The sequence below is a fragment of the Sphingobium sp. Ant17 genome (assembly GCF_000588875.1).
GTDB lineage: Bacteria > Pseudomonadota > Alphaproteobacteria > Sphingomonadales > Sphingomonadaceae > Sphingobium.
The window spans coordinates 58,058-78,848 of sequence record NZ_JEMV01000020.1; the positions used below are offsets into that span (position 1 = coordinate 58,058).

Annotated in this window: 16 protein-coding genes and 1 pseudogene; 10 read left to right on the forward strand and 7 right to left on the reverse strand. The window is 63.9% G+C overall.

The features are described from left to right. Nucleotides 1-5 precede the first annotated feature (5 nt). The 10 genes and pseudogenes from kdpC to gmk all read left to right on the forward strand — a co-directional run bounded on the left by kdpC (nt 6) and on the right by gmk (nt 10,272). Entirely contained in the window at nt 6-560 is a 555-nt protein-coding gene (gene kdpC / locus BF95_RS10995; protein ID WP_043151422.1) for a potassium-transporting ATPase subunit KdpC, read from the forward strand. A gap of 13 nt (nt 561-573) precedes the next feature. Next, a complete protein-coding gene (locus BF95_RS11000) occupies nt 574-3,222 on the forward strand; it encodes a sensor histidine kinase (RefSeq protein ID WP_051519965.1) in 2,649 nt (882 codons plus the stop codon). Then, the gene (locus BF95_RS11005) at nt 3,215-3,913 is read left to right on the forward strand and encodes a response regulator transcription factor (RefSeq protein ID WP_043151424.1); all 699 of its coding nucleotides are present in this window, start codon (nt 3,215-3,217) and stop codon (nt 3,911-3,913) included. The genes BF95_RS11000 and BF95_RS11005 overlap by 8 nt, the downstream gene beginning before the upstream one ends. A 266-nt stretch (nt 3,914-4,179) precedes the next feature. Further along, a complete protein-coding gene (locus tag BF95_RS11010; RefSeq protein ID WP_235209691.1) occupies nt 4,180-5,271 on the forward strand; it encodes a PQQ-dependent sugar dehydrogenase in 1,092 nt (363 codons plus the stop codon). Next, a complete protein-coding gene (locus BF95_RS29065) occupies nt 5,220-5,441 on the forward strand; it encodes a hypothetical protein (RefSeq protein ID WP_235209692.1) in 222 nt (73 codons plus the stop codon). The genes BF95_RS11010 and BF95_RS29065 overlap by 52 nt, the downstream gene beginning before the upstream one ends. Beyond that, nucleotides 5,438-6,451: an alpha/beta fold hydrolase gene (locus BF95_RS11015; RefSeq protein ID WP_043151425.1), complete on the forward strand. Its 1,014-nt coding sequence runs from the start codon at nt 5,438-5,440 to the stop codon at nt 6,449-6,451. Before BF95_RS29065 ends, BF95_RS11015 begins: the two co-directional genes overlap by 4 nt. Continuing rightward, a complete protein-coding gene (locus tag BF95_RS11020; RefSeq protein ID WP_043151426.1) occupies nt 6,448-7,530 on the forward strand; it encodes a serine hydrolase domain-containing protein in 1,083 nt (360 codons plus the stop codon). Before BF95_RS11015 ends, BF95_RS11020 begins: the two co-directional genes overlap by 4 nt. Nucleotides 7,531-7,754: 224 nt before the next feature. Next, nucleotides 7,755-9,139 (forward strand): annotated as a pseudogene (fumC, locus tag BF95_RS11025) (class II fumarate hydratase). A gap of 49 nt (nt 9,140-9,188) precedes the next feature. Next, entirely contained in the window at nt 9,189-9,533 is a 345-nt protein-coding gene (locus BF95_RS11030; RefSeq protein ID WP_043151427.1) for a hypothetical protein, read from the forward strand. Between the two features lie 73 nt (nt 9,534-9,606). Continuing rightward, nucleotides 9,607-10,272 (forward strand): guanylate kinase, encoded by a 666-nt coding sequence (gene gmk / locus BF95_RS11035; RefSeq protein ID WP_043151428.1) that lies wholly within the window; start codon nt 9,607-9,609, stop codon nt 10,270-10,272. Between the two features lie 2 nt (nt 10,273-10,274). On the opposite strand, the gene BF95_RS11040 is transcribed toward gmk, so the two are convergent. From BF95_RS11040 to BF95_RS11065, 7 genes are all read right to left on the reverse strand, one after another. Further along, the gene (locus tag BF95_RS11040; protein WP_043151429.1) at nt 10,275-11,339 is read right to left on the reverse strand and encodes a class I SAM-dependent methyltransferase; all 1,065 of its coding nucleotides are present in this window, start codon (nt 11,337-11,339) and stop codon (nt 10,275-10,277) included. Then, nucleotides 11,329-12,195, reverse strand: a complete 867-nt coding sequence (gene lgt / locus BF95_RS11045; protein WP_043151430.1) for a prolipoprotein diacylglyceryl transferase — start codon at nt 12,193-12,195, stop codon at nt 11,329-11,331. Before lgt ends, BF95_RS11040 begins: the two co-directional genes overlap by 11 nt. A gap of 108 nt (nt 12,196-12,303) precedes the next feature. Next, nucleotides 12,304-13,371 carry a phytase gene (locus BF95_RS11050; protein ID WP_043151431.1) on the reverse strand — a complete coding sequence of 356 codons (1,068 nt, stop codon included), beginning with the start codon at nt 13,369-13,371 and terminating at the stop codon, nt 12,304-12,306. After that, a complete protein-coding gene (locus tag BF95_RS11055) occupies nt 13,371-16,157 on the reverse strand; it encodes a TonB-dependent receptor (RefSeq protein ID WP_043151433.1) in 2,787 nt (928 codons plus the stop codon). Before BF95_RS11055 ends, BF95_RS11050 begins: the two co-directional genes overlap by 1 nt. A 141-nt stretch (nt 16,158-16,298) precedes the next feature. Then, nucleotides 16,299-16,802 carry an OB-fold nucleic acid binding domain-containing protein gene (locus BF95_RS29070; RefSeq protein WP_235209693.1) on the reverse strand — a complete coding sequence of 168 codons (504 nt, stop codon included), beginning with the start codon at nt 16,800-16,802 and terminating at the stop codon, nt 16,299-16,301. Beyond that, complete coding sequence (locus BF95_RS11060; RefSeq protein ID WP_235209694.1) at nt 16,751-19,804, reverse strand: error-prone DNA polymerase; 3,054 nt, start codon at nt 19,802-19,804, stop codon at nt 16,751-16,753. The genes BF95_RS29070 and BF95_RS11060 overlap by 52 nt, the downstream gene beginning before the upstream one ends. Before the next feature lie 59 nt (nt 19,805-19,863). After that, on the reverse strand, nt 19,864-20,791 hold a 928-nt coding region (locus tag BF95_RS11065), incomplete at its 5' end, for a DinB/UmuC family translesion DNA polymerase (RefSeq protein ID WP_043151434.1).

Consider the following 20,791-nt stretch of genomic DNA (forward strand, 5'->3'; position numbering starts at 1 on the left):
GATCAATGACCTATCTCATCCCCTCGCTCCGCCTGTGGCTGGTGACGCTGCTTGTCTGCGTTGTCGGCTACTCGCTGTTCGTTCTTGCCTTTGCGCAGAGCGTCGCGCCGTTCCGGGCCAATGGATCGATCATCACGATCGATGGTCGAGCGGTCGGCAGCGAACTGGTCGCCCAGAATTTCACGTCCGATCGCTATTTCTGGCCGCGCCCCTCCGCCGCCGATTATGACGCTATGGGGGCGGCCGGTAGCAACCTGTCGCCGACCAGCGAGGCCCTGGCCAAGCGGGCCGCCGAAACCGTCGCGCGCTACGGCGCCACGCCCGCCAATCCCGTTCCGGCCGACCTGGTTGCCGCGTCGGGCGGTGGACTGGACCCGCATATCTCGCGCGCCGGCGCCCTATATCAGGTGCAGCGGGTGGCGCGTGCGCGCGGGATCGCCGCCGCCAAGGTGCAGCAACTCATCGATGACAGCATGATCGTACCCGGTGGCCCCTTCGCACCCGACCCCATCGTGAATGTGTTGCAACTCAATCTGGCGCTGGATCGCCTGACCCCATAGAGCAGAGCAAGTCATGACCCAGCCCTCCCCCGACACGGATGCCGACCATTATCTGCGGCTGGCGCGCCAGGAGCAGAGAGGGCGTCTGACCGTCTATCTGGGTGCTGCGCCGGGCGTCGGCAAAACCTATCGCATGTTACAGGATGCGGCGCGGCGGCAGGCGGAGGGTGTGGACGTCGTCGTCGGCGTGGCGGAAACGCATGGTCGCAGCGAAACGGCCCTACTGCTCGAACCGCTGCACATTCTGCCGCGCCATCGCGTCGATCATCAGGGTCATGCGCTGGACGAGTTCGACATCGACGCCGCGATTGGACGGCGTCCGGGGCTGATTTTGGTCGATGAGCTGGCGCATAGCAATGCGCCGGGCAGCCGACACCCCAAGCGGTGGCAGGATGTGGAGGAATTGCTGGCGGCAGGCATCGATGTCGCCACCACGGTCAACATCCAGCATATCGAAAGCCTCAACGATGTCGTGGCGGGCTTCACCCATATCCGCGTGCGGGAAACCGTGCCCGACCAGATATTGGACGATGCCGAACTGATCATCGTCGATTTACCCCCCGATGCCTTGATCGAACGATTGGCGGCGGGCAAAATCTATCTGCCCGATACGGCCGGGCGGGCGCTGTCCAACTTCTTCACACCCACCAAGCTGGCGGCGTTGCGCGAACTGGCCCTGCGCTTTGCCGCCCGCAGCGTCGATCGACGCTTGACCGATCAACTTCGCACGACCGGAGAGGAACGCGATTTCGTCGCTGGCGAGCGGCTGATGGTCGCGGTCAGCCCCGGCAGAGGCGGGGCGCAAGTGGTCCGCCATGCCAAACGTATGGCCGACATGTTCCATGCGCCCTGGACCGCCGTTGTGGTGGAAAGCGGCCGGGCGCGCGCGATCGTCGGCGCGCAGCGCGAGCAGTTGGCCGACAATCTGGCGTTAGCGGCGTCGCTCGGCGCGTCGCTAATGACGGTGGCGGCCGACCATGTCGGGGAAGCCCTGGTCGATCAGGCAAGGCAGCTGCGGGCCAGCCAGATTGTGATCGGCAAGAGCCGCCGGTCGCGTTGGTTCGAATGGCGGCATGGGTCGATCGCCCAGGACGTGATCCGCAAGGCGCAAGGTGTTGCGGTGCATGTCGTGCCGCTCACCGATGCGGACGAACGACCGGACAAGCCGCAGGAAACGATGTTCGCGCGCGACGATATGGTGGCGCTGGCGATCGTCGCTACCACCGTTGCCCTGCTGCACCTGGTCCAGCCCTGGCTCCCTTTTGGCGCGATCGACCTGCTGCTGCTGGTCCCCGTGATCCTATCAGCGACGGTCCTGCGACTGCGCGCCGGCCTATGGTCGGCGGTCTGGGCTGCGCTCTGCTATAATTTCTTCTTCATCCCGCCCCTCCATACGCTCACCATCGACGACCCCCAGAATGTCATCACCTTTGCGGTGCTGGCGTTGGTCGCGACCGTGGTTGGCTGGCTCGCCGGGCGCATCCGGCGGCAAGCCGAAACGAGCGCGGGGGTCGCGCGCCTCAATGCATCGCTCGCGCGCTTTGCGGGCTTGATGGGGGGATTGTCGGCAAAGGAAGAGACAGCGCGGGTAGCTTGCCGCGAAATCGGCAGCCTGCTCGATGTCGAGGCGGTCATCATCACGATCGAGGATGGCGATATCGTCGTGCGCGGCAATGACGCCTATCGCCGGATCGACATGATCGACGAGGCGGCGGTCCGCTGGGCGCTGGAGCAGGGCGTACCTACGGGCCGCGACACTGGCACGTTGAACGCCTCCGACTGGCAGTTCCACCCGCTCAAGACGTCACTCGGCACCATGGGCGCGTTGGGACTGGCGCGGCCTTCGCAAGAGCGGATCATCCGGCCGGACGATGCGGTCATGCTTGCCTCCCTGGTCGATCAGACGGCGTTGGCGCATGAACGCATCGTGCTGGAGGGCCAGGCGCGGCAGGTGGACACGTTGCGCGAGCGGGACCGCCTGCGCGGTGCCCTGCTCGGCAGCATCGCGCATGACCTGCGCACACCGCTGACAGCCGTGATCGCCGCGACGGAGGCCATCCCGGCGCAGGGCGCTTTCGCCGAAGAGGTCCGCATCGCCCGCGCCGAATCCCGGCGGCTTCAGCGCTTCCTCAACGATCTGCTGGAGGCGTCCCGGATCGAACATGGGGCGATCGAACCGCGTTGGGAAAGCATCGACCTGACCGACATCATCGCTGACGTATTGCATGCGCTGCGCCAGGACCAGGCAGGTGCGCGTGTCACAACGCGGATCGACAGCGATTGTCCCTTCGTGTCCAGCGATCCCCTGCTGCTGCGGCATGTGTTGATCAACCTGATCGACAATGCGCTCAAATTTTCGCCTGCCACGACGCAGGTAGAGGTCGAGTTGCTCTGCCAAGACCAAGACGTCCTGTGTCGCGTGCTGGATTGCGGCCCCGGTCTGCCAGTCGATACAGAAGCGTTGTTCGATCGCTTTCACCGGCTCGAAGGCAGCGACCGGGTCGGCGGCTCCGGCCTTGGCCTGTGGATCGCCAAGAATTTCACCGAAGCGGTGGGCGGCACGATCATAGCCGGTAACCGCGCGGGCGGTGGCGCGGTGTTCGAGATTCTCTTGCCTGCGCCCCGCAAGGGGGAAGCGGAAGGAAAAATTGTCGATGCATAAGGATGTCCTGATCGTCGAGGATGAACCCGCGATCTGCCGATTGCTGGTGGGTGCGCTCGAACGGACAGGACTAACCCATGTCGAGGCGGGCAGTGCCGCCGAAGCGTTGCGCCTCGCCGCCATTCAGCCCCATCCGCTGGTGGCCCTGCTTGATCTGGGTCTGCCGGATCGCGACGGGCTGGAGATCATCCCCCAACTTGTGGACGCGGGATTGGCCGTCATCATCCTGACCGCCCGCGACGCTACCGACGAAAAGGTGGCGGCGCTGGACTTGGGTGCCGACGATTTCGTGACCAAGCCCTTCGACAGTGCTGAACTTCTGGCACGCATACGATCGGCGCTTCGCCGCAAGACCGGCAACCGGATCGACCCGCAACGGCGCGCGTTCGAGGGTGGCAGCATCGATCGCGACGCCCATATCGTGGACATGAATGGCGCGGCGGTTGCCCTCACGCCGCGCGAGTTCGACCTGCTATGGGCGCTGTGCGAAAAACCCGGCCGCGTCCTTACGCACAAGACGCTGCTTGAAACCGTCTGGGGGCCTGCCCACCGCGACGACGTCGATTATCTGCGCGTCGCCATCCGCGCGTTGCGCAAGAAGGTCGAAGCCGATCCATCCCGGCCGAAACTGATCATGAATGAGCCCGGTGTCGGCTATCGCCTGGCAGGATCACCGGCGAGGCCCGAGTGAACGTCCGCACTGTAACAGGCGGGCATCACCATGACATGGAACAATGGCGCGCCTGTTGCTGAAGGCTCATGGGATATTTTGTCCCTCTACTCTGGACCTGGCATGCATGACAGGGCTGCGCGCTGTCGATTGCCGGGGGATCGCAGGCACAAGACGCGTCCCATCGGTCGATCTTCGAGTTTTGGCCGCTCCCATCCTTTGTCCGGCGGAACTCAGCCCGGCCCGGTGCGCTCTTCCGATAACTGTCGGAAGGGAAGCAGAAACCCATGAAAATCGCCATTATTTCCAGTTTGTTTCTAACAGGTGCCTTGGCATCCCCGGTCCTCGGACAATCCGCGCCAAAGCTGCCACCGCCCGATACGAGCCACGCCGTCACCAATTATCCCGTTGTCACAGGCTGGCCCGATGGCGTTACGCCGACCGCGCCCAATGGCTATGAGGTGGTCGAATTCGCCCGCAGCCTGGATTATCCGCGCCAGATGCTGGTGCTGTCCAATGGCGATGTGTTGGTGGCGGAAGCCAAGACCATCTTCAACATGGACGCCGAAAAGGCTCCGGACAAGATCAAGGGGCAGGCGGTATCGCTGGCCGCCGGCACGAGCGCGAACCGGATAACCCTGCTGCGCGATACGGACGGGGATGGTGTCGCGGACTGGCGCACGATCCTGGTCGATGATCTCAACCAGCCGTTCGGCATGGCCGCCATCGACGGGAAGCTCTATGTCGCCAATACCGATGGCCTGGTGCATTTTCCCTTCACGCCGGGCGATACGACGATCGACGCCGCGCCGACCACAGCGATGCCGCTTCCAGCCGGGGGCTATAATAATCACTGGACCCGCAACCTGTTGCCCAGCGCGGATGGCCGCACATTGTTCATCTCAGTGGGTTCGGCGAGCAATGTCGCGGAAAGAGGCATGGAGGAAGAAAAGGGCCGCGCCGCAATCCACGCCTATGATATCGCCAGCGGCAAGAGCCACCTGTTCGCGTCCGGGCTGCGCAATCCGGTCGGGATGGATTGGGCACCCGATGGCAAGACGCTGTGGACGGCGGTGAACGAACGCGATGGCCTGGGCGATGATCTGGTGCCCGACTATATCACCAGCGTGAAGGAGGGCGGCTTTTACGGCTGGCCCTATAGCTATTTCGGCCAGCATGTGGATCCGCGCCGCAAGGGCGAAGCGCCCGCGCTCGTGGCGCGCGCAATCGTGCCGGATCAGGCGGTGGGATCGCATGTCGCGGCACTGGGACTGCTATTTGCACCGGAAGGTTTTGCGCCAGGCGCGCTGGTCGCGCGGCATGGGTCGTGGAACCGATCGACCTGTCGGGTTATGATGTCGTGCTTGTGCCCTTCTTAGGCGACAAACCCGCCGCGCCCCAGCCGTTCCTAACCGGTTTTCTGGGCGATGCCGACGCGCAGATCGTCTATGGTCGCCCCGTCAGCCTGCAAAAGACGGCGAAGAGCGAATTGCTGGTGGCCGATGACGCGGGTGGCCGCATCTGGCTGGTGCGGAAACAAGCCCAATGATTTTGCGCGCCGTCCTTGCCGCTGCGCTGGTGGCCACTGCTGCGCCCGCCATCGCGCAAACGGTGCCGCTTGGCGCCAATCTCGAACGGTTCGCCTATCCCTTCCCGGTCAAATGGCATGAGGCACCGTCGCAGGGCGGCACCGTGCGCATGGCCTATATGAACATTGCGCCCACCGCGCGCGCCAATGGCCGCACCCTTGTCCTGCTGCACGGCAAAAATTTCTGTGCAGCGACGTGGGGGCACACCGCCCGCACGCTCGCGGCCAAGGGCTATCGCGTAATCGTCCCGGATCAGGTCGGCTTCTGTAAATCCTCCAAACCGGCAGGCTATCAATATAGCTTCCATGCGCTGGCAGCGCTGACTGCAGGCCTTTTGGAGCGGGCAGGTGCGGACAAGGTGACGATGGTGGGCCATTCGACCGGCGGCATATTGGGCATTCGCTTCGCGCTGACCTACCCCGATCGCATCGACCGGCTGGTGCTGGTCAATCCCCTGGGCCTGAACGATACGTTGGCGGAGGGCGTGCCCTATAGCGACCTCGGCATCTTGCGGGCGGAGGAGCAGAAGACCGACGCCGCGTCGATCAAGGCCTATCAATTGCGTACCTATTATCATGGCCAATGGCGCGCCGACTATGATCGCTGGGTGGCCATGCTGGCCGGGCAATATGCCAGCCCCGACGGCGCTATCGTGCGCGACGCGCAGGCGCGATTGTCGGACATGATCGAGACCCAGCCGGTTGCCGCCGAATTGAAGGATGTGAAGGTGCCGGTGTCGCTCATCATCGGTCAGCGGGACGAAACCGCATTTCGGGCCAATACCGCGCCTGAATCCATGCGGTCGCAGATCCGCAAGGTGCCGCAGGCGGCGGATGATGCGGTATCGCAGTTTCGCGACGCGCGCCTTGTCCGGCTTCCCAACCTTGGCCATTCGCCGCAGGTCGAAGACCCGGCCGCATTCGAGGCTGCGCTATTGGGCGAAGTGTCGCGCCCGGCTGCTACGCCATGACGCGGCGAACCGTATGCGTGGCGGCGTTGATGCTGGTGCTGGCCAGTTGCGCCCCTGATCCCGCCGCCAATGCGTCGGAGCCCAATGCAACCGCACCCGGCACACCCGCCGCCGCCACGGCGACACGCGGGCTGGACCCCACATTGATCGCCGCCGCAGTGGCCAAGGCCGAAGCCTTGCCCAGGCTGCGGTCGCTCCTCATCCTGCGCGATGGGACAGAAGAGGCTGCCCATCGTTTCCATGACGGGCCGGCGCTCGACCGGCCGGTGAACATCAAGTCGGCATCCAAGACCGTCATATCCGCGCTCGTCGGCATGGCGATCGATCGTGATATGTTGGACGGCATCGATCAACCGGTCGCGCCCCTGCTCAAGGCCGACCTGCCCGCCAACCCCGATCCGCGCCTGTCCCGGATTACCATTGGCCATCTGCTGTCGATGCAGTCTGGCCTCCAACGCACGTCGGGCCAATATTATGGCGCATGGGTCACCAGTCCCAACTGGGTCCGCTATGCCCTGTCCCGCCCGTTCGTGGAGGAACCAGGGGGCGTGATGCTCTATTCGACGGGCAACTCACACCTCCTGTCCGCCATATTGACCCGGACGACGGGGCGCGGGACCGATAGGCTGGCCCGCGAATGGCTGGGCAAGCCGCTGGGTATCCAGATTCCCTCTTGGGCGCGCGATCCGCAGGGTATCGCCTTTGGTGGCAATGACATGCTGATGTCGCCGCGCGGGCTTGCCCGCTTCGGCGAATTATATCGGAATGGGGGCCGCGTCGATGGACGGCAGATCCTGTCCGAAACATGGATTGCCGATAGCTGGCGGCCACGCGGCGTTTCGCCCTGGAGCGGCAATGGCTATGGTTTTGGCTGGTTCGCGAGCGAGGCGGCTGGCCATCGCGTCCATTTCGCCTGGGGCTATGGCGGCCAGATGCTCTATATCGTTCCCAGCCTGAACCTGACCGTCGTGATGACGTCGGACAGCGCGCCGCATCCGCGTGCCGAAAGCCATATTGCGGAACTGCACGCCTTGCTGGCGGACTATATCGTACCGGCCGCGCGGAAGGGGAATGCTTAATGGAGACCTATTTCAGGGTCAGGACAAAATCCCGACGCTGGCTTTTACCCTGCATAATCCCCCTGTCCTACACCGTCCGCCAACGCTACCTTCCCATGTATGCGTCACTGTTTTGATCCTGCGCGGCCCCTACGCTGCGCGCCATATTATTTTCCGCCGATTGTCATCACGTTACCAAAAGTCCGCACGCACAATCGCAAACCCTGAACCGAAAGGCATCGCCCATGCCCGCCACCCGCACCGAAACCGATAGCATCGGCCCGATCGATGTTCCCGCCGCCGCCTATTGGGGGGCGCAGACGCAGCGGAGCATCGAGAATTTCCCTTTCGGCGACACCGAACGCATGCCGATCGGCATCATTCATGCGATGGCGATCGTGAAGCAGGCCGCAGCCAGGGTGAACCGCCATCATGGGCTGGACGCCGTCCAAGCCGACGCGATCGAGACGGCGGCGGCGGCGGTCGCGGCGGGCGACTATGACGACCAGTTTCCGCTCGTCATCTGGCAGACCGGCAGCGGCACGCAGACCAATATGAACGTCAATGAAGTGATCGCCGGGATCGCCAATGAAGCGCTCACCGGCACCCGTGGCGGCAAGGTGCCGGTGCATCCCAACGACGGTGTGAACTTCGGTCAATCCTCCAACGACAGCTTCCCCACCGCGCTGCATATCGCGGCAGCGCAGGCGGTCGTAAATGCCCTGTTCCCGGCGCTCGATCGGCTGCATGCCGCGCTCGATGCCAAGCGCAGGCCTGGGCAAGCATCGTCAAGATCGGCCGCACCCATTTGCAGGATGCGACGCCGCTGACGCTCGGGCAGGAATTTTCGGGATACGCCCATCAACTCTATCGCGCCAAGAAGCGGATCGAACCGGCCGCGATGCATGGCATGATGGCGCTGGCGCAGGGCGGCACGGCGGTCGGCACCGGGCTCAACGCGCCCAAGGGCTTCGACGTCGCGGTCGCGGCGGAGATTGCGGCGATCACCGGGCTCCCCTTCCGCACCGCCGACAATAAGTTCGAAGCGCTGGCATCCAACGATCCGCTGGTTCACCTCTCTTCCACCCTCGCCACGCTGGCTGTCGCGCTGACCAAGATCGCCAACGACATTCGACTGCTTGGCTCTGGTCCCCGTTCGGGCCTTGGCGAACTGGACCTGCCTGCCAATGAGCCGGGCAGCTCGATCATGCCGGGCAAGGTCAATCCGACCCAGTGCGAGATGCTCACGATGGTGGCCGCGCAGGTGATAGGCAATCATCAGGCGGTGACCGTGGGCGGCATGCAGGGGCATCTGGAACTCAATGTGTTCAAGCCGATGATCGGCGCCGCGGTGCTGCGCTCGATCCATCTGCTTGCCGTCGGCATGGACAGTTTTGCCGAACGCTGTGTCGAGGGGATGGAGGCGAACGAAGAGCGGATCGCCGAACTGGTCGATCGCTCGCTGATGCTGGTCACCGCGCTTGCCCCTGCGATCGGCTATGACCAGGCGGCCGCCATTGCCAAACATGCCCACAAAAGCGGTCAGACGCTCAGGGAAGCCGGGCTGGAACTGGGGCTGGTGGATGAGGCGACCTTCGATGCATTAGTCCGGCCGGAAAATATGGTGTGATCAAGATCGATATGGCGGAACCCGCAGGCGTCCGATACATTAACCCTCTATGAAGAAGCCGCGCACCCCCTCCGCCCCGCTCGTGACCGTCCGCCCGCCCAAGCGCGCAGGCATTTTGCGAAAGGTCGCCCGCGTCGGCGCGACCGTGGTGGCGACCCGCGTCGCTGCAGCCACCGGCAAGGCGGGCATATTGGGCCTGGTCGCGGGCATGGGGGCAAAGCGGGTCATCATGCGCCATCCTGCGGGCGCATTGTTCGTGACCGGTGCCTATATGGCGGGCAAACTTTATGAGGCCAAGCGCGAGGTGGACCGCAAGCGCGCCGCCAAGTTGCTGCCCGACATGAGCGGCGAACCAATCCCGATCGACAGCGCGCGCAAGACCCGCGAAGGCTGAAGCGCCGACTGCCGGGTCCTGCTATCCTGATCCCGCCTCTTGCCAAAATGCGTTGCAAGCGTCACTAGCGGGCATGGCCGAGCATATCCCGATCGAAACGCCCGATTTCCAGCGCCGTGGCGTTCTCTTCGTTCTGTCCTCGCCTTCGGGCGCGGGCAAGTCCACGATCGCGCGCAAATTGCTCGCCGCCGAACCCGACCTTTCGATGTCCGTTTCCGCCACCACCCGGCCGATGCGTCCCGGCGAAGTCGATGGCAAAGACTATCATTTCGTCGATCTGGAAGTGTTCCGCCAGATGACGGCCGACCATGAATTTCTCGAATGGGCGCATGTCTTTGGTCAACGCTACGGCACGCCCCGGGCGCCGGTGGAAGCGATGCTCAAGTCCGGCAAGGACGTGCTGTTCGACATCGACTGGCAGGGCGCACAGCAATTGCACCAGATTGCCGGGGGCGATGTCGTCCGCATTTTCATCCTGCCGCCGTCGATGGAGGAACTGGAACGCCGCCTGCGCGGGCGCGGCACCGACAGCAATGCCGTGATCGAAGGCCGCATGGCCCGCGCAGCAGGCGAAATCGCGCATTGGGACGGCTATGATTATGTGCTGTGCAATGTCGATGCCGATGATTGTTTCAGCCGGGTGCAGACTATCCTCCACGCCGAACGCATGAAGCGTAGCCGCCAGACCGGCCTCATTGGCTTCATCCGTCGCCTGGGCCGCTATCACCAGGACGATTGATATCAGGCCGTAAAGCCCGCCGGATCGGCCCAGTCGGGATGGGTCCAGGCCATCACCCGGAACAACGTGCCCATCGCCTCTTCATCGGTCAGCCGCACCCGTGCCGCCTCGATCTCCGCCGCGCGCATGGGCGTTACGCGGGCCAGTTGCTCGGCGCGCGGATCGATCCCCAATTGCCGCAGGAAATCGCCCTGCCCCACAGTGCCATGGACCCGCAGCCCCGCCTGCCGCGCCATATTGCCAATAACGCTAAAATCGACATGGGTGGTCAGGTCCACCTCGCCCGGATCGGTGAAGGGATCGGCGAACTGGTGCGCCTTGACCGCCTGCAACGTGTCACCCAGCAGCGGCCCTTCATAGCCATAGTCGATGATGATCGCCGCCCCGCCCTGCTTGGCGATGCGCTGCGCCAGGGCATAGGCTATGCCAGCCCCAACGATCGGCGTTTCGATGATTGCGCCATCCTGCGCCTGCGCGGCGATCGGCGGCAGGCCGGAGTCAATGCGGCGATAGCCGGGCACCGGCAGAAAGACGGCATCCGCTTCGCGCCGGATCACCACCCGTTCGCGCCACTCGTCACCGACGCGGATGCATTGGCGGACCGGCAGGGCATCGAAAAATTCATTGGCGACGACCAGCAGCGGCCCTTCATGGGGCAGGCTATCGATACTGTCATGATGGGTGACATGGGGGATCAGCCCGCGTTGCCGGTCCCGCAGGACGGGGCTGGTCTCGACGCAATGGACGCGCGGGGCGAGCGCTGCGCGCTCCATCGCCCGCAGCGCATCGGCCGCCAGCGTGCCGCGCCCCGGCCCCAGCTCGGCATAGAGCGCGCCGGGCCGCCGCCCCGACCGCATCCAGACATCGGCCAGGCACAAGCCCACCAGCTCGCCGAACATCTGGCTGATTTCAGGCGCAGTGGTGAAGTCGCCTTCCAGCCCCAGCGGATCGCGGGTCGCATAATAATGCTGGTTCGATTCGGCCATATAGTGGGCGACCGAGATCGGCCCGCCCGCCGCAATCTGCCGCGTCAGTCGTTCCGCCAGGGACAGCGGTTCAGCTGACACTCGCGCTGCCCGCGATCGGCTCCACCCGCACGCGGCGCCCCTTGGCGGTGAAGACGAGGTAGAGCCCGCCCAGGATCATGGGCACGCACAGCCACTGGCCCATATGCAGGCCGGTACGCGCGGCGAACTCCATCAACTGGGCATCGGCCTCGCGCACATATTCGACGCCAAAGCGGAAGCAGCCATAGCCGAGCAGGAAGATGCCGACCAACATCCCCGGTTGATAGCGCGCGCGGGTGCGCCAGAAGGCGAAGGCGAGGATGGCGAACAGCACAGCCCCCTCCAGCGCGGCTTCATAGAGTTGGCTGGGATGACGCGGGAACGGCCCACCGGTGGGAAAGATGATGCCCCAAGGCCCATCGGTTTCCTTGCCCCACAATTCGCCATTCACGAAATTGGCGAGACGGCCGAAGAACAGGCCGAAGGGTACGCAACAGGCGACATAATCATGGATGCGCAGCCAGGAGAGCTTCTCCTTGCGCGCCATGTAGAGGATGCCGAGCGACACGCCCGCCGCGCCGCCGTGGAAGGACATGCCGCCATTCCAGAGTTTGAGGATATCGAGCGGGTTTTGCAGGATTTCGGGCTGATAGAAGATCACATAGGCGAGCCGCCCGCCGATGATGATGCCCAGCGTCGCATAGAAGATCATGTCGTCGGCATGCCGCCGGGCCATCGGCGATCCGGGCTGGGCGATCAGCCGCAGCAGATACCAATAGCCGATCAATATGCCCGCCAGATAGGCGAGGCTATACCATTTCAGCGTGAAGAACCCGAGGTCGAGGGCAATGGGACTAAGCCCCAGATCCTCGAAACGGATGGCGCTCGAAGCGGCGGCGGCAAGGTCCAGGATCAAATCGGCTTCCTTAGTGGCAAGACGTTTGCCGCCATAGAGGAAGCCCCGGTCAAGACCAAGGGGGCAGTCGCCGGGCCGAGACGGTTTAGGTCGTCCCGGCCCGAAGCCTTATTGCGGCAGGCCCAATGCCTTGACGATATCGGCCCAGGCGACGAGCTTGAAATTCTGCGCCGCCGCGCCATTCTCTCCATCCTGCGCGATGAACAGCCCGCCGGGATAGGCGGGGCCGAAATCGCCCAGCATCAGTTCGATGCCGTCGGTTTCCTCCGACCCGCCGATCGCGCCGTCGACCACGCGGAAGCGGCCGACATAGGCGTCGTCGCGGATGCGATAGACGACATAGGCATTGTCGCCCTGGCTGGAGACGAGGACATAGCCATCCTTCTCTCCGATCGGTGCGATGGCGACGCCTTCGGCATCGGCAACGATATTCTTGCCGTCTGCGGCCGCGATCTTCGTGGGTGTGGTGCTGCCGCTCGCCCGCGCGTCGAAGCGCCACAGGCCGACATCCTCTTCCGCGACATAAAGCGTGCCGGTGCGGTCATCGACCGCGCAGCCTTCCGACTGGGTGCCGAGCTTCAGGCTACGCACGATGCGGCCCGTAGGCGTCGCGCCGGACGCATCGAGTGCGACCTGGTTGATCGTCCCGTCCTTGAGCACGATGAAGGCATAGAGGCCCGCGGCATCCGACCCCATGCACAGGCCATAGGCTTCGCCCGCGCCGCCATCGATCGTACCCAGCGCGGTCAACTTGGCCGTCGCCGGATCAAGCCGGAACAGCGCCAGCTTGGCGCGCGCGACATCGTTGCGGTCGGAGGCGACGACCAGGATGCCCGTGCCGCCGTTGATTGCGACGCCGTCTTTCAGGTCGATATTATTGACCCGGCCCGCGTCGAGAAAATCGCGGACCTTGCCGTCCAGCCCATAGACATAGACGCCCGCCTTCTTGTCGGTGCCCACGATCAGGCTGGCAGCGGGGTCCGCGGCATTGCGCCAGATCGCCGGATCGTCGGCCGCATCGGCATTGGTCGTGCCGACCGGCGTCGTTTCGCCCCGCGCGGTCACCGACACCGCCGGGGTGGCGTTGGCGATGCGCACGGCGATAGGCACTTCGACTTCGCCAGCGGCACAGGCCGCCAGTGAAATCAGTGGAAGCATAAGGGCAATGCGCTTCATCAGAAGTTCGCCGTCACGCCGAATTTGGCGGTCCAGTTATATTCCTCAAACTGGAGAACCCGCTTGCCGCCTGCATAATTTTGATAGGCGAAATAGGGTTCGTTGGTGACGTTGATCCATTCGGCGAACACGCGGAGCTTTGGCGTGATGCGATAGCGGGCGCTCAGATCGACCTGGAAGTGGCTGTCGACATAGCGGTCCTGGTCCGCTTCGCTGCCCAGTTCGTCCAGATATTTGTCGCGGAAAGTGCCCGCTGCGCGCAACGAAATCGGTCCCTTTTCGTAGCCCACAACCAGGTTGAACGTGTTCTTGGACGCCGATGCGAGGGGGATCTGGCGCGGATCGGAGATGTCGCCGTCGGTCAGGACCGTGCCCTTGGCGTCGGTATAGGTGTAGTTGGCGTTCAACAACAGGCCATCGAATGGCGCCGGCAGGAAGCTGAACACCTGGCTGTAGGACAGTTCGAGACCCTTGATCTTCGCCTTGTCGCCATTGATGAAGGTGGTCAGTTCCTCATAGTCGACGCCATAGATGGTGCCGGGCGTCGTAATCCGCTGTTCCACGACGAAGTCCTTGATCGACTTCCAGAACAGGCCGCCGGTCAGTGCCGCATTGGTCCCGAAATACCATTCCGCCGAGAAATCGGCGTTCCATGCGCTGTACGGCTTGAGATTCGGGTTGCCCAACGAGGCCTCACGATCTTCGTTGATGTCGAAGCGCGGGGCAAGGTTGGACAGTTTTGGGCGCACGAGGCTCTTATAGCCGCCCAGACGGAAGACGAGATTATTAACGGGTTCGTAGCGGACGGTCAGGCTCGGCAGCCAGTTCATGTAGTTGCAGCCAAAGCGGTTCGGCGTGATCGTGACGTTTTCATCTGCGTCGGTTTCGGTGACGAAAGCGCGGATGTCATTCTTGGTCTGCTCCATGCGGACACCACCGATGACCCGCAAAGCCTGGCTGTCCCAGCGGCCCAGCAGATAGGCGGCAAGCACGTCTTCCTTGACCGAATAGTCGGACGTGGTCGAATTGAGCAGGGTATCGAGCGCATTCAGCTCGAAATTGCCCTTGTTCGCGTTGAAAAATTCGGTCGGGCCAGTGTGGCTGGCCTGCGGCAGAATGTCCTGAATACGATAAGTCTGGCCGCCCAGCACGTCTGCCAGCGTATAATCGCCATCATAGCCGTCATAGACAGCGGCTTCCAGATTATAGCTCTTTTCGCGCCAGCGCGACTTCATACCGGTCTGAACAGTGAAGGTGCCGCCATCCATGGTGAAGGCACGCGAAATATCCGCCCGCACGACATATTCGCGATCCTTCGCATCCGACAGGACGGTCTGTTCCAGTTCGTTGAAGCCATATTCCGAGGGATCGTAGAAGAGGTCGGTATTGCCGGTGACGGTGTAGCGTGGCTTCATCGGATCGGCATAGTCGAAGCCGACATCGACGCCATCTCCATCGAAACGGGCACGGAAGCGCGTCGGGTCAACCGAACCATTCTCCCGTTCACTCGCTTCCGACCAGCTGCCTGCATAAGTGATTTTCCACGGACCCGTATTGGTTTCGCCGCCCACGGTCAGAGATTTGATCTTCTGTGTTTCCAGACGATCCTTCATGCGGCGACGCACTTCGATACGACCATCGGCGTCGGTGAATTGCGCCGACGTCGCCGTGCCCGATGCTGGTTCTTCATCCATGATGAAGATGACATCGCCACGATATTCCTGATCCTTGAACTGGCTGTAAAGGCCACGAGCATAGAGTTTGGTCGTGTCGGTCGCCAGCCAGTCGAAGCTCAGCGAACCGCCGATACGCTCGCGCTCCACGTCATAGTCGCGATACTGGATTTCCTCGGCATAGACCGTGCCGTCTTCGGTCTGATTCCAGTCCGCCGCTTCGACATTGTCGCTTTCGAACTTGCGCTTATAATAGCTGGCTCCGCCAGCGATGCCGAAGCGATCGGACAAGCGGGTCGAAAAGTCGAAGCTGCCCTTGGGCGTCAAAGCATCGGCAAATTCGTTATAGCTGCCTTCCAGCTTGACCGAATACAGATCCTTCTTACGGTCAAAGGCGCTGGTCGTGTTGATTTCGATCGAGGCACCGATCGTATCGGCATCCATATCCGGCGTCAGCGACTTTTTGATCTCGATCGATTCGATCAGTTCGGACGGAATGACGTCCAGCGCGACCGAGCGGACATCGCTCTCCGGCGCAGGGATGCGCGTGCCGTTGATCGAGGCGGCGTTGAGTTCGGGGTCAAGGCCGCGCACCGATACGAAACGGCCTTCACCTTGATCGTTCAGAATGTTCACGCCAGGTAGGCGGCGCATCGATTCAGCGGCATTCTGGTCAGGAAACTGACCGATCGCATCGCGGGTCAGCACGCTTTCCACGCCGTCAGCGGCGCGCTGGCGCGACAGGGCCGATGCCTGGTTGGCGACCTGCCCGACGACGATGATCGATGCGTCGACGTCCGAACCAATACGGATATTGGCATCGACGTCGCCGGCCTCTGGCACAATCACGGTAACACGAACCGGATCAGCGCCGACATAGCGGGCCTCGATCGTATAGGTGCCCGGTGCGACGTCGGGGAAGCGATAATCGCCATCACGGCCAGCTTCGGCGATGCGACCGAGTTCAACCAGCCGCAACTGGGTCGATTGAAGGGCGCGCGTACCGGTCCCGTCAGACACGGTGCCCGTGATGGTGCCTGCGATAGCGGCAATCGGCGTCGACAGCGCAAGGACGATCGCGGCGCGACTCGCGCTGCGCAAGAGATTGATCATGATTAAGCTTCCCCTTTTGTTGGAGAGGCCTGTGCCGCTACTTTCTTACGCAGACATGGCGTTAGCATTGCGATTAAACGTCTTTTTTATGATGATTGAGTGACATTAGGGAGAGCCGCCGCCTCTTTGGATGATGCCCCCTCAATGAAAATCGCGCGACCCCGGTAATATCCGTACCTGGCGCGGGTGAGTGGCGCTGCGCGGTGGGGGGCTGCCTGTGCCCTCGCCGCTGTGGGTCAGGCGGCCCAGCGCGTCGCTGCGGTCATGAACGCGAACAGCCATCAGGTGGACGACGCCCTCCTTGCTGCGCTGGATTTCGCCTTCCACCAACATCAGCCGCGACGCCATCACCGCGCGCCGCTGCATCTCGAACAGCCGCGCCCAGAGCAGAATATTGGCGACGCCGGTTTCATCCTCGATCGTGATGAAGACGGCATTGCCCTTGCCCGGCCGTTGCCGCACCAGCACCACGCCCGCCACCTGCACCCGCGCGCCATTCTTGGCCGCGCTCGCCTGCGCGCAACTCAGCACGCCCTCGGCGGCGAAGGCCGGGCGCAGAAATTGCATCGGATGGCCTTTCAAAGACAGGCGCGTCACCTGATAATCGGTGGCCACCTGCTCGGCGAGCGGCATGGCGGGCAGCATGGCGTCCGGTTCCTCGCCCAGTTCGCGCGCGGCCCGATCCTGACGGCGCGCCGCAGCGAACAGCGGCAGTTCGTCGGACGGGGTGCGCCGCGCCTCCCATAAGGCGGCGCGCCGGTCCTGCCCCAAGGAACGACAGGCATCGGCGTCGGCCAGCAGGCGGAGCGCGCGCGCGGGCAGGCCCGCCCGCGCGCCAAATCCTCGATGCTGGTAAAGGGGGCGTCGGCCCGCGCCGCCACCATCTGCGCTGCCCAGCTTTCGCGAAATCCATCGACCTGCCGCAACCCCAGCCGCAGCGCCAAGGCTTGGCCCGTCCCCTCCCCCCGATCGGTCCGGCGGGCCCGGTCGATCGGCTCCAGCCCATTGTCCCACTGGCTGGCATTCACATCGACACCCTGCACGGTCACGCCATGGGCGCGCGCGTCACGGACCAATTGCGCGGGGGCGTAGAAGCCCATCGGCTGCGCATTCAAAAGCGCGCAGGCAAAGACTGCGGGCTGATGGCATTTGAGCCACGCCGAGACATAGACGAGCCGGGCAAAGGAGAGCGCGTGGCTCTCAGGGAAGCCATAGCTGCCAAAGCCTTCGATCTGCTTGAAGCAGCGTTCGGCAAAATCAGCCTGATAGCCGCGCGCGGTCATCCCCTTGACCAGCTTTTCGCGGAAATGATGGATCGTCCCGACATTGCGGAATGTCGCCATGGCGCGGCGTAGCTGATTGGCTTCCGACGGGGTGAAGTCAGCTGCTGTGATCGCCAGCTTCATCGCCTGCTCCTGAAACAGCGGGACGCCGAACGTCTTGCCCAATAGCTGCCGCAATTCGTCGGCCGGGCCATGGTCGGGCGCAGGTGCCGGATAGTCGATCTTCTCTTCGCCGCAACGCCGTCGCAAATAGGGATGCACCATATCCCCTTCGATCGGCCCCGGCCGCACGATCGCGACTTGCACCGTCAGATCGTAAAGAGTGCGGGGGCGCAGGCGCGGCAACATGTTGATCTGCGCGCGGCTTTCCACCTGGAACACGCCGACGCTGTCGCCCCGGCACAGCATGTCGTAAACGATGGGATCGCTGGATTGCAGATCGACCTGCAACTGGTGGTCGCCGAGCTTATGCTCCCGCATCAGGTCGAACGCCTTGCGGATGCAGGTCAGCATACCCAGCGCCAATATATCGACCTTCATCAGGCCGAGCGCGTCGATGTCATCCTTGTCCCATTCGATGAAGCTGCGATCGGCCATGGCGGCATGATGCAAGGGCACCGTCTCGTCCAACCGGTTGCGGGTGAGCACAAATCCGCCGACATGTTGCGAAAGGTGGCGGGGAAACGGCGCGTCGAGCAGTTGGTCCACGAGCGCGCTTAATTGTAGGATCTGCGGATTGTCGAGGGCGAAGCCTGCCTCGCCGACCCGCTCTTTAGCCATTTTGCGCCCATGACTGCCCCACACGGTGCTGGTCAGCCGCGCCGATACATCTTCCGACAGGCCCAGCACCTTGGCGACTTCGCGCACCGCGCTACGCGCGCGATAATGGATGACGGTCGCGGCGATCCCCGCACGGTGGCGGCCATAGCGCTCATAGATATATTGCATCACCTCCTCGCGCCGCTCATGTTCGAAATCGACATCGATGTCGGGCGGCTCGTCGCGCTCTTCCGACACGAAGCGGGAAAAGAGCAGATCATGCCGCTGCGGATCGACCGAGGTGACGCCCAGCAGGAAGCAGACCATCGAATTGGCTGCAGAACCGCGCCCCTGGCACAATATGCCCTTCATCCGGGCAAAGGCGACGATGTCATGGACGGTCAGGAAATAGGCGGCGTAATCGCGTGTGCGGATCAACCCGAATTCCTCGTCCAGCAGCGCCCGCACGGCATGAGGGATATGCGGGCCATAACGGGCATGGGCGGCGCTGAGCGTCAATTCCTCCAGCCATTGCTGTGCGGTCCAGCCTTCCGGCACGGGTTCGTCGGGATATTCGTAGCGAAGCTGGTCGAGCGTGAAATGCACTTGGTTCAACAGGCGCAGGCTTTCCGCCAGTGCTTCGGGGCAGGCGCGGAACAGATGCGCGATCGCGGCAGGAGCATGGAGATGCCGTTCCGCATTGGCCTCCAAGATGCGTCCGGCCCCGGCAATCGTGGTGCCCGCACGGATGCAGCTCAGCACATCCTGCAAGGGGCGTTCGGCAGAGTCGGCATAGAGCGCGTCCATCGTCGCGAGCAGCGGCGCGCCCGTGCGCGCCGATAGCGCCCGATAGCGCGCAAGCCGCCGTGCATCGCGGCCATCCCGCTGCAATGCCGCGCCCAGCCACACCCGTCCCGGTGCCAGCCGCGACAGGCGGATCAGCAGCGCCTCCAGATCGGCGGGGCGCGGCGGGGGAACAAGGCTGAGATGCCCTTGCCGGATCGCTTCGGCAGATGGCCTGTCGTCATGGTCATAGTCGACCGGCTTGCGATGCGCGGTCTGGGCGGTGGCGGTCGATGTCGGCAGAACGATCAGCAGCAGATCCTGCATATAGCCGGTCAGGTCGGCATAGGTCAGGATGCAGTCGCCCTTGACCGAGCGCAAATTGCCGACCGTCAGCAATTTGGTGAGTTCACCCCAGCCGCGCCGTGTCGCGGGGTAAGCGACGATGTCCGGGGTGCCATCGGTAAAGACCAGCCGCGCGCCGACGATCAGGCGCAGGTCACTGTGGCAGGATTGTTCCTCCGCCTCGCTGAGTTCGAGCGGCAGGCCTGCTTCTTCCTTCGCTTCGAGCAGCGCCGTGCGGGCTTTTTCGGGTGCCCGCTTGCGCGCGACATGGGCGCGCACGACGCCCGCCACCGTGTTGCGATCGGCAATGCCAAGGCCCGTCAGCCCCAGCGCCATCGCCATCGCCACCATATCGGCGGCATGCGACGCCCCGCGCAGAAAGGAGAAATTGGTCGCCGCCACCAGTTCGGCAAAGGGCGGCGCATCGGCTGGCGGGGGGTGGGGAGATGCGCTTTGCTTGCGCGCCTCTCGCCCCATAGTGCCCCGTGGGTCAGCTGATTTTGGCTTGGCAGGGTCCGGTCCCTTGCGGCGGTTGCTCATGCGAACAGGCCGTGGAGATACCAACCTGGATCAGGCGTCTCCGCACCATAGAGGCCGTGGCGGAACAGCCAGTAGCGGCGACCGCGTGCATCCTCGACCCGGTAATAGTCGCGCGTCTTGCCGATACTGTCCCCCTCGATCGCGCCGTCGGGCGCGCGCCACCATTCGGGCGCGATCCGTTCGGGGCCTTCGAAGCGGACCACGTCATGCAAGGCGCGGCGCCAGCGGAAGCGGTGGGGCGGACCATCGGGCACGCCGGCGATCACGTCGATGGACTGGGGCGGATCGAACAAATGAATGGGGCGCAGCGGCGGGTCGCCCGGTTCGCCGACCGGTCCCCAGTCGACGGGCGCGCGCGCTTCGACGGCGGGCAAGGCCAGTTGCGCTTGTTCGGGAATATGGCTGTCGCACGGCACCAGCCGCTGGATGCGTCCGCGCCCGGCCCGGATCGACAGCCGATCGACCAGCGCCGCCACGCTTTCGCCCTTGCGCGCTTCGCCCCCTTCCAGCGCCAATTGGGTCGCCGCCATCGGCTCGGCCAGCGGCACGGTCAGGCGCAGCATGTCGAAGCCGAAGCCGGGATCGATCGGGTCGGACAAGGCGTCGATCCGCTCACGCATCAGCCGCAGGATAGAGGGCGCATCGCGCACCGGCAGCCCGGTTTCGACGCGCAGCGGGAAGGCGAGGCCGTCGCTGCGGAAGAAGATCGCTTCGAACCGACGACCGCCCTGCCCCCGTTCGGCCAGCCGCTCGCCGGCTTCGGCCGCCATCTCCGCCAGCCGTTTGAGCGCATAGGCGGTGCTGCCGATCGGTTCGGCAAAGAGGCGGTCGATGCGGATGGCGGGACGGGCACGGCGCGGCGCGAGCGGGCGATGGCCCAGCCCCAGCAGCGCATGGAGCGCATCGACCGCTTCCGCGCCGAAG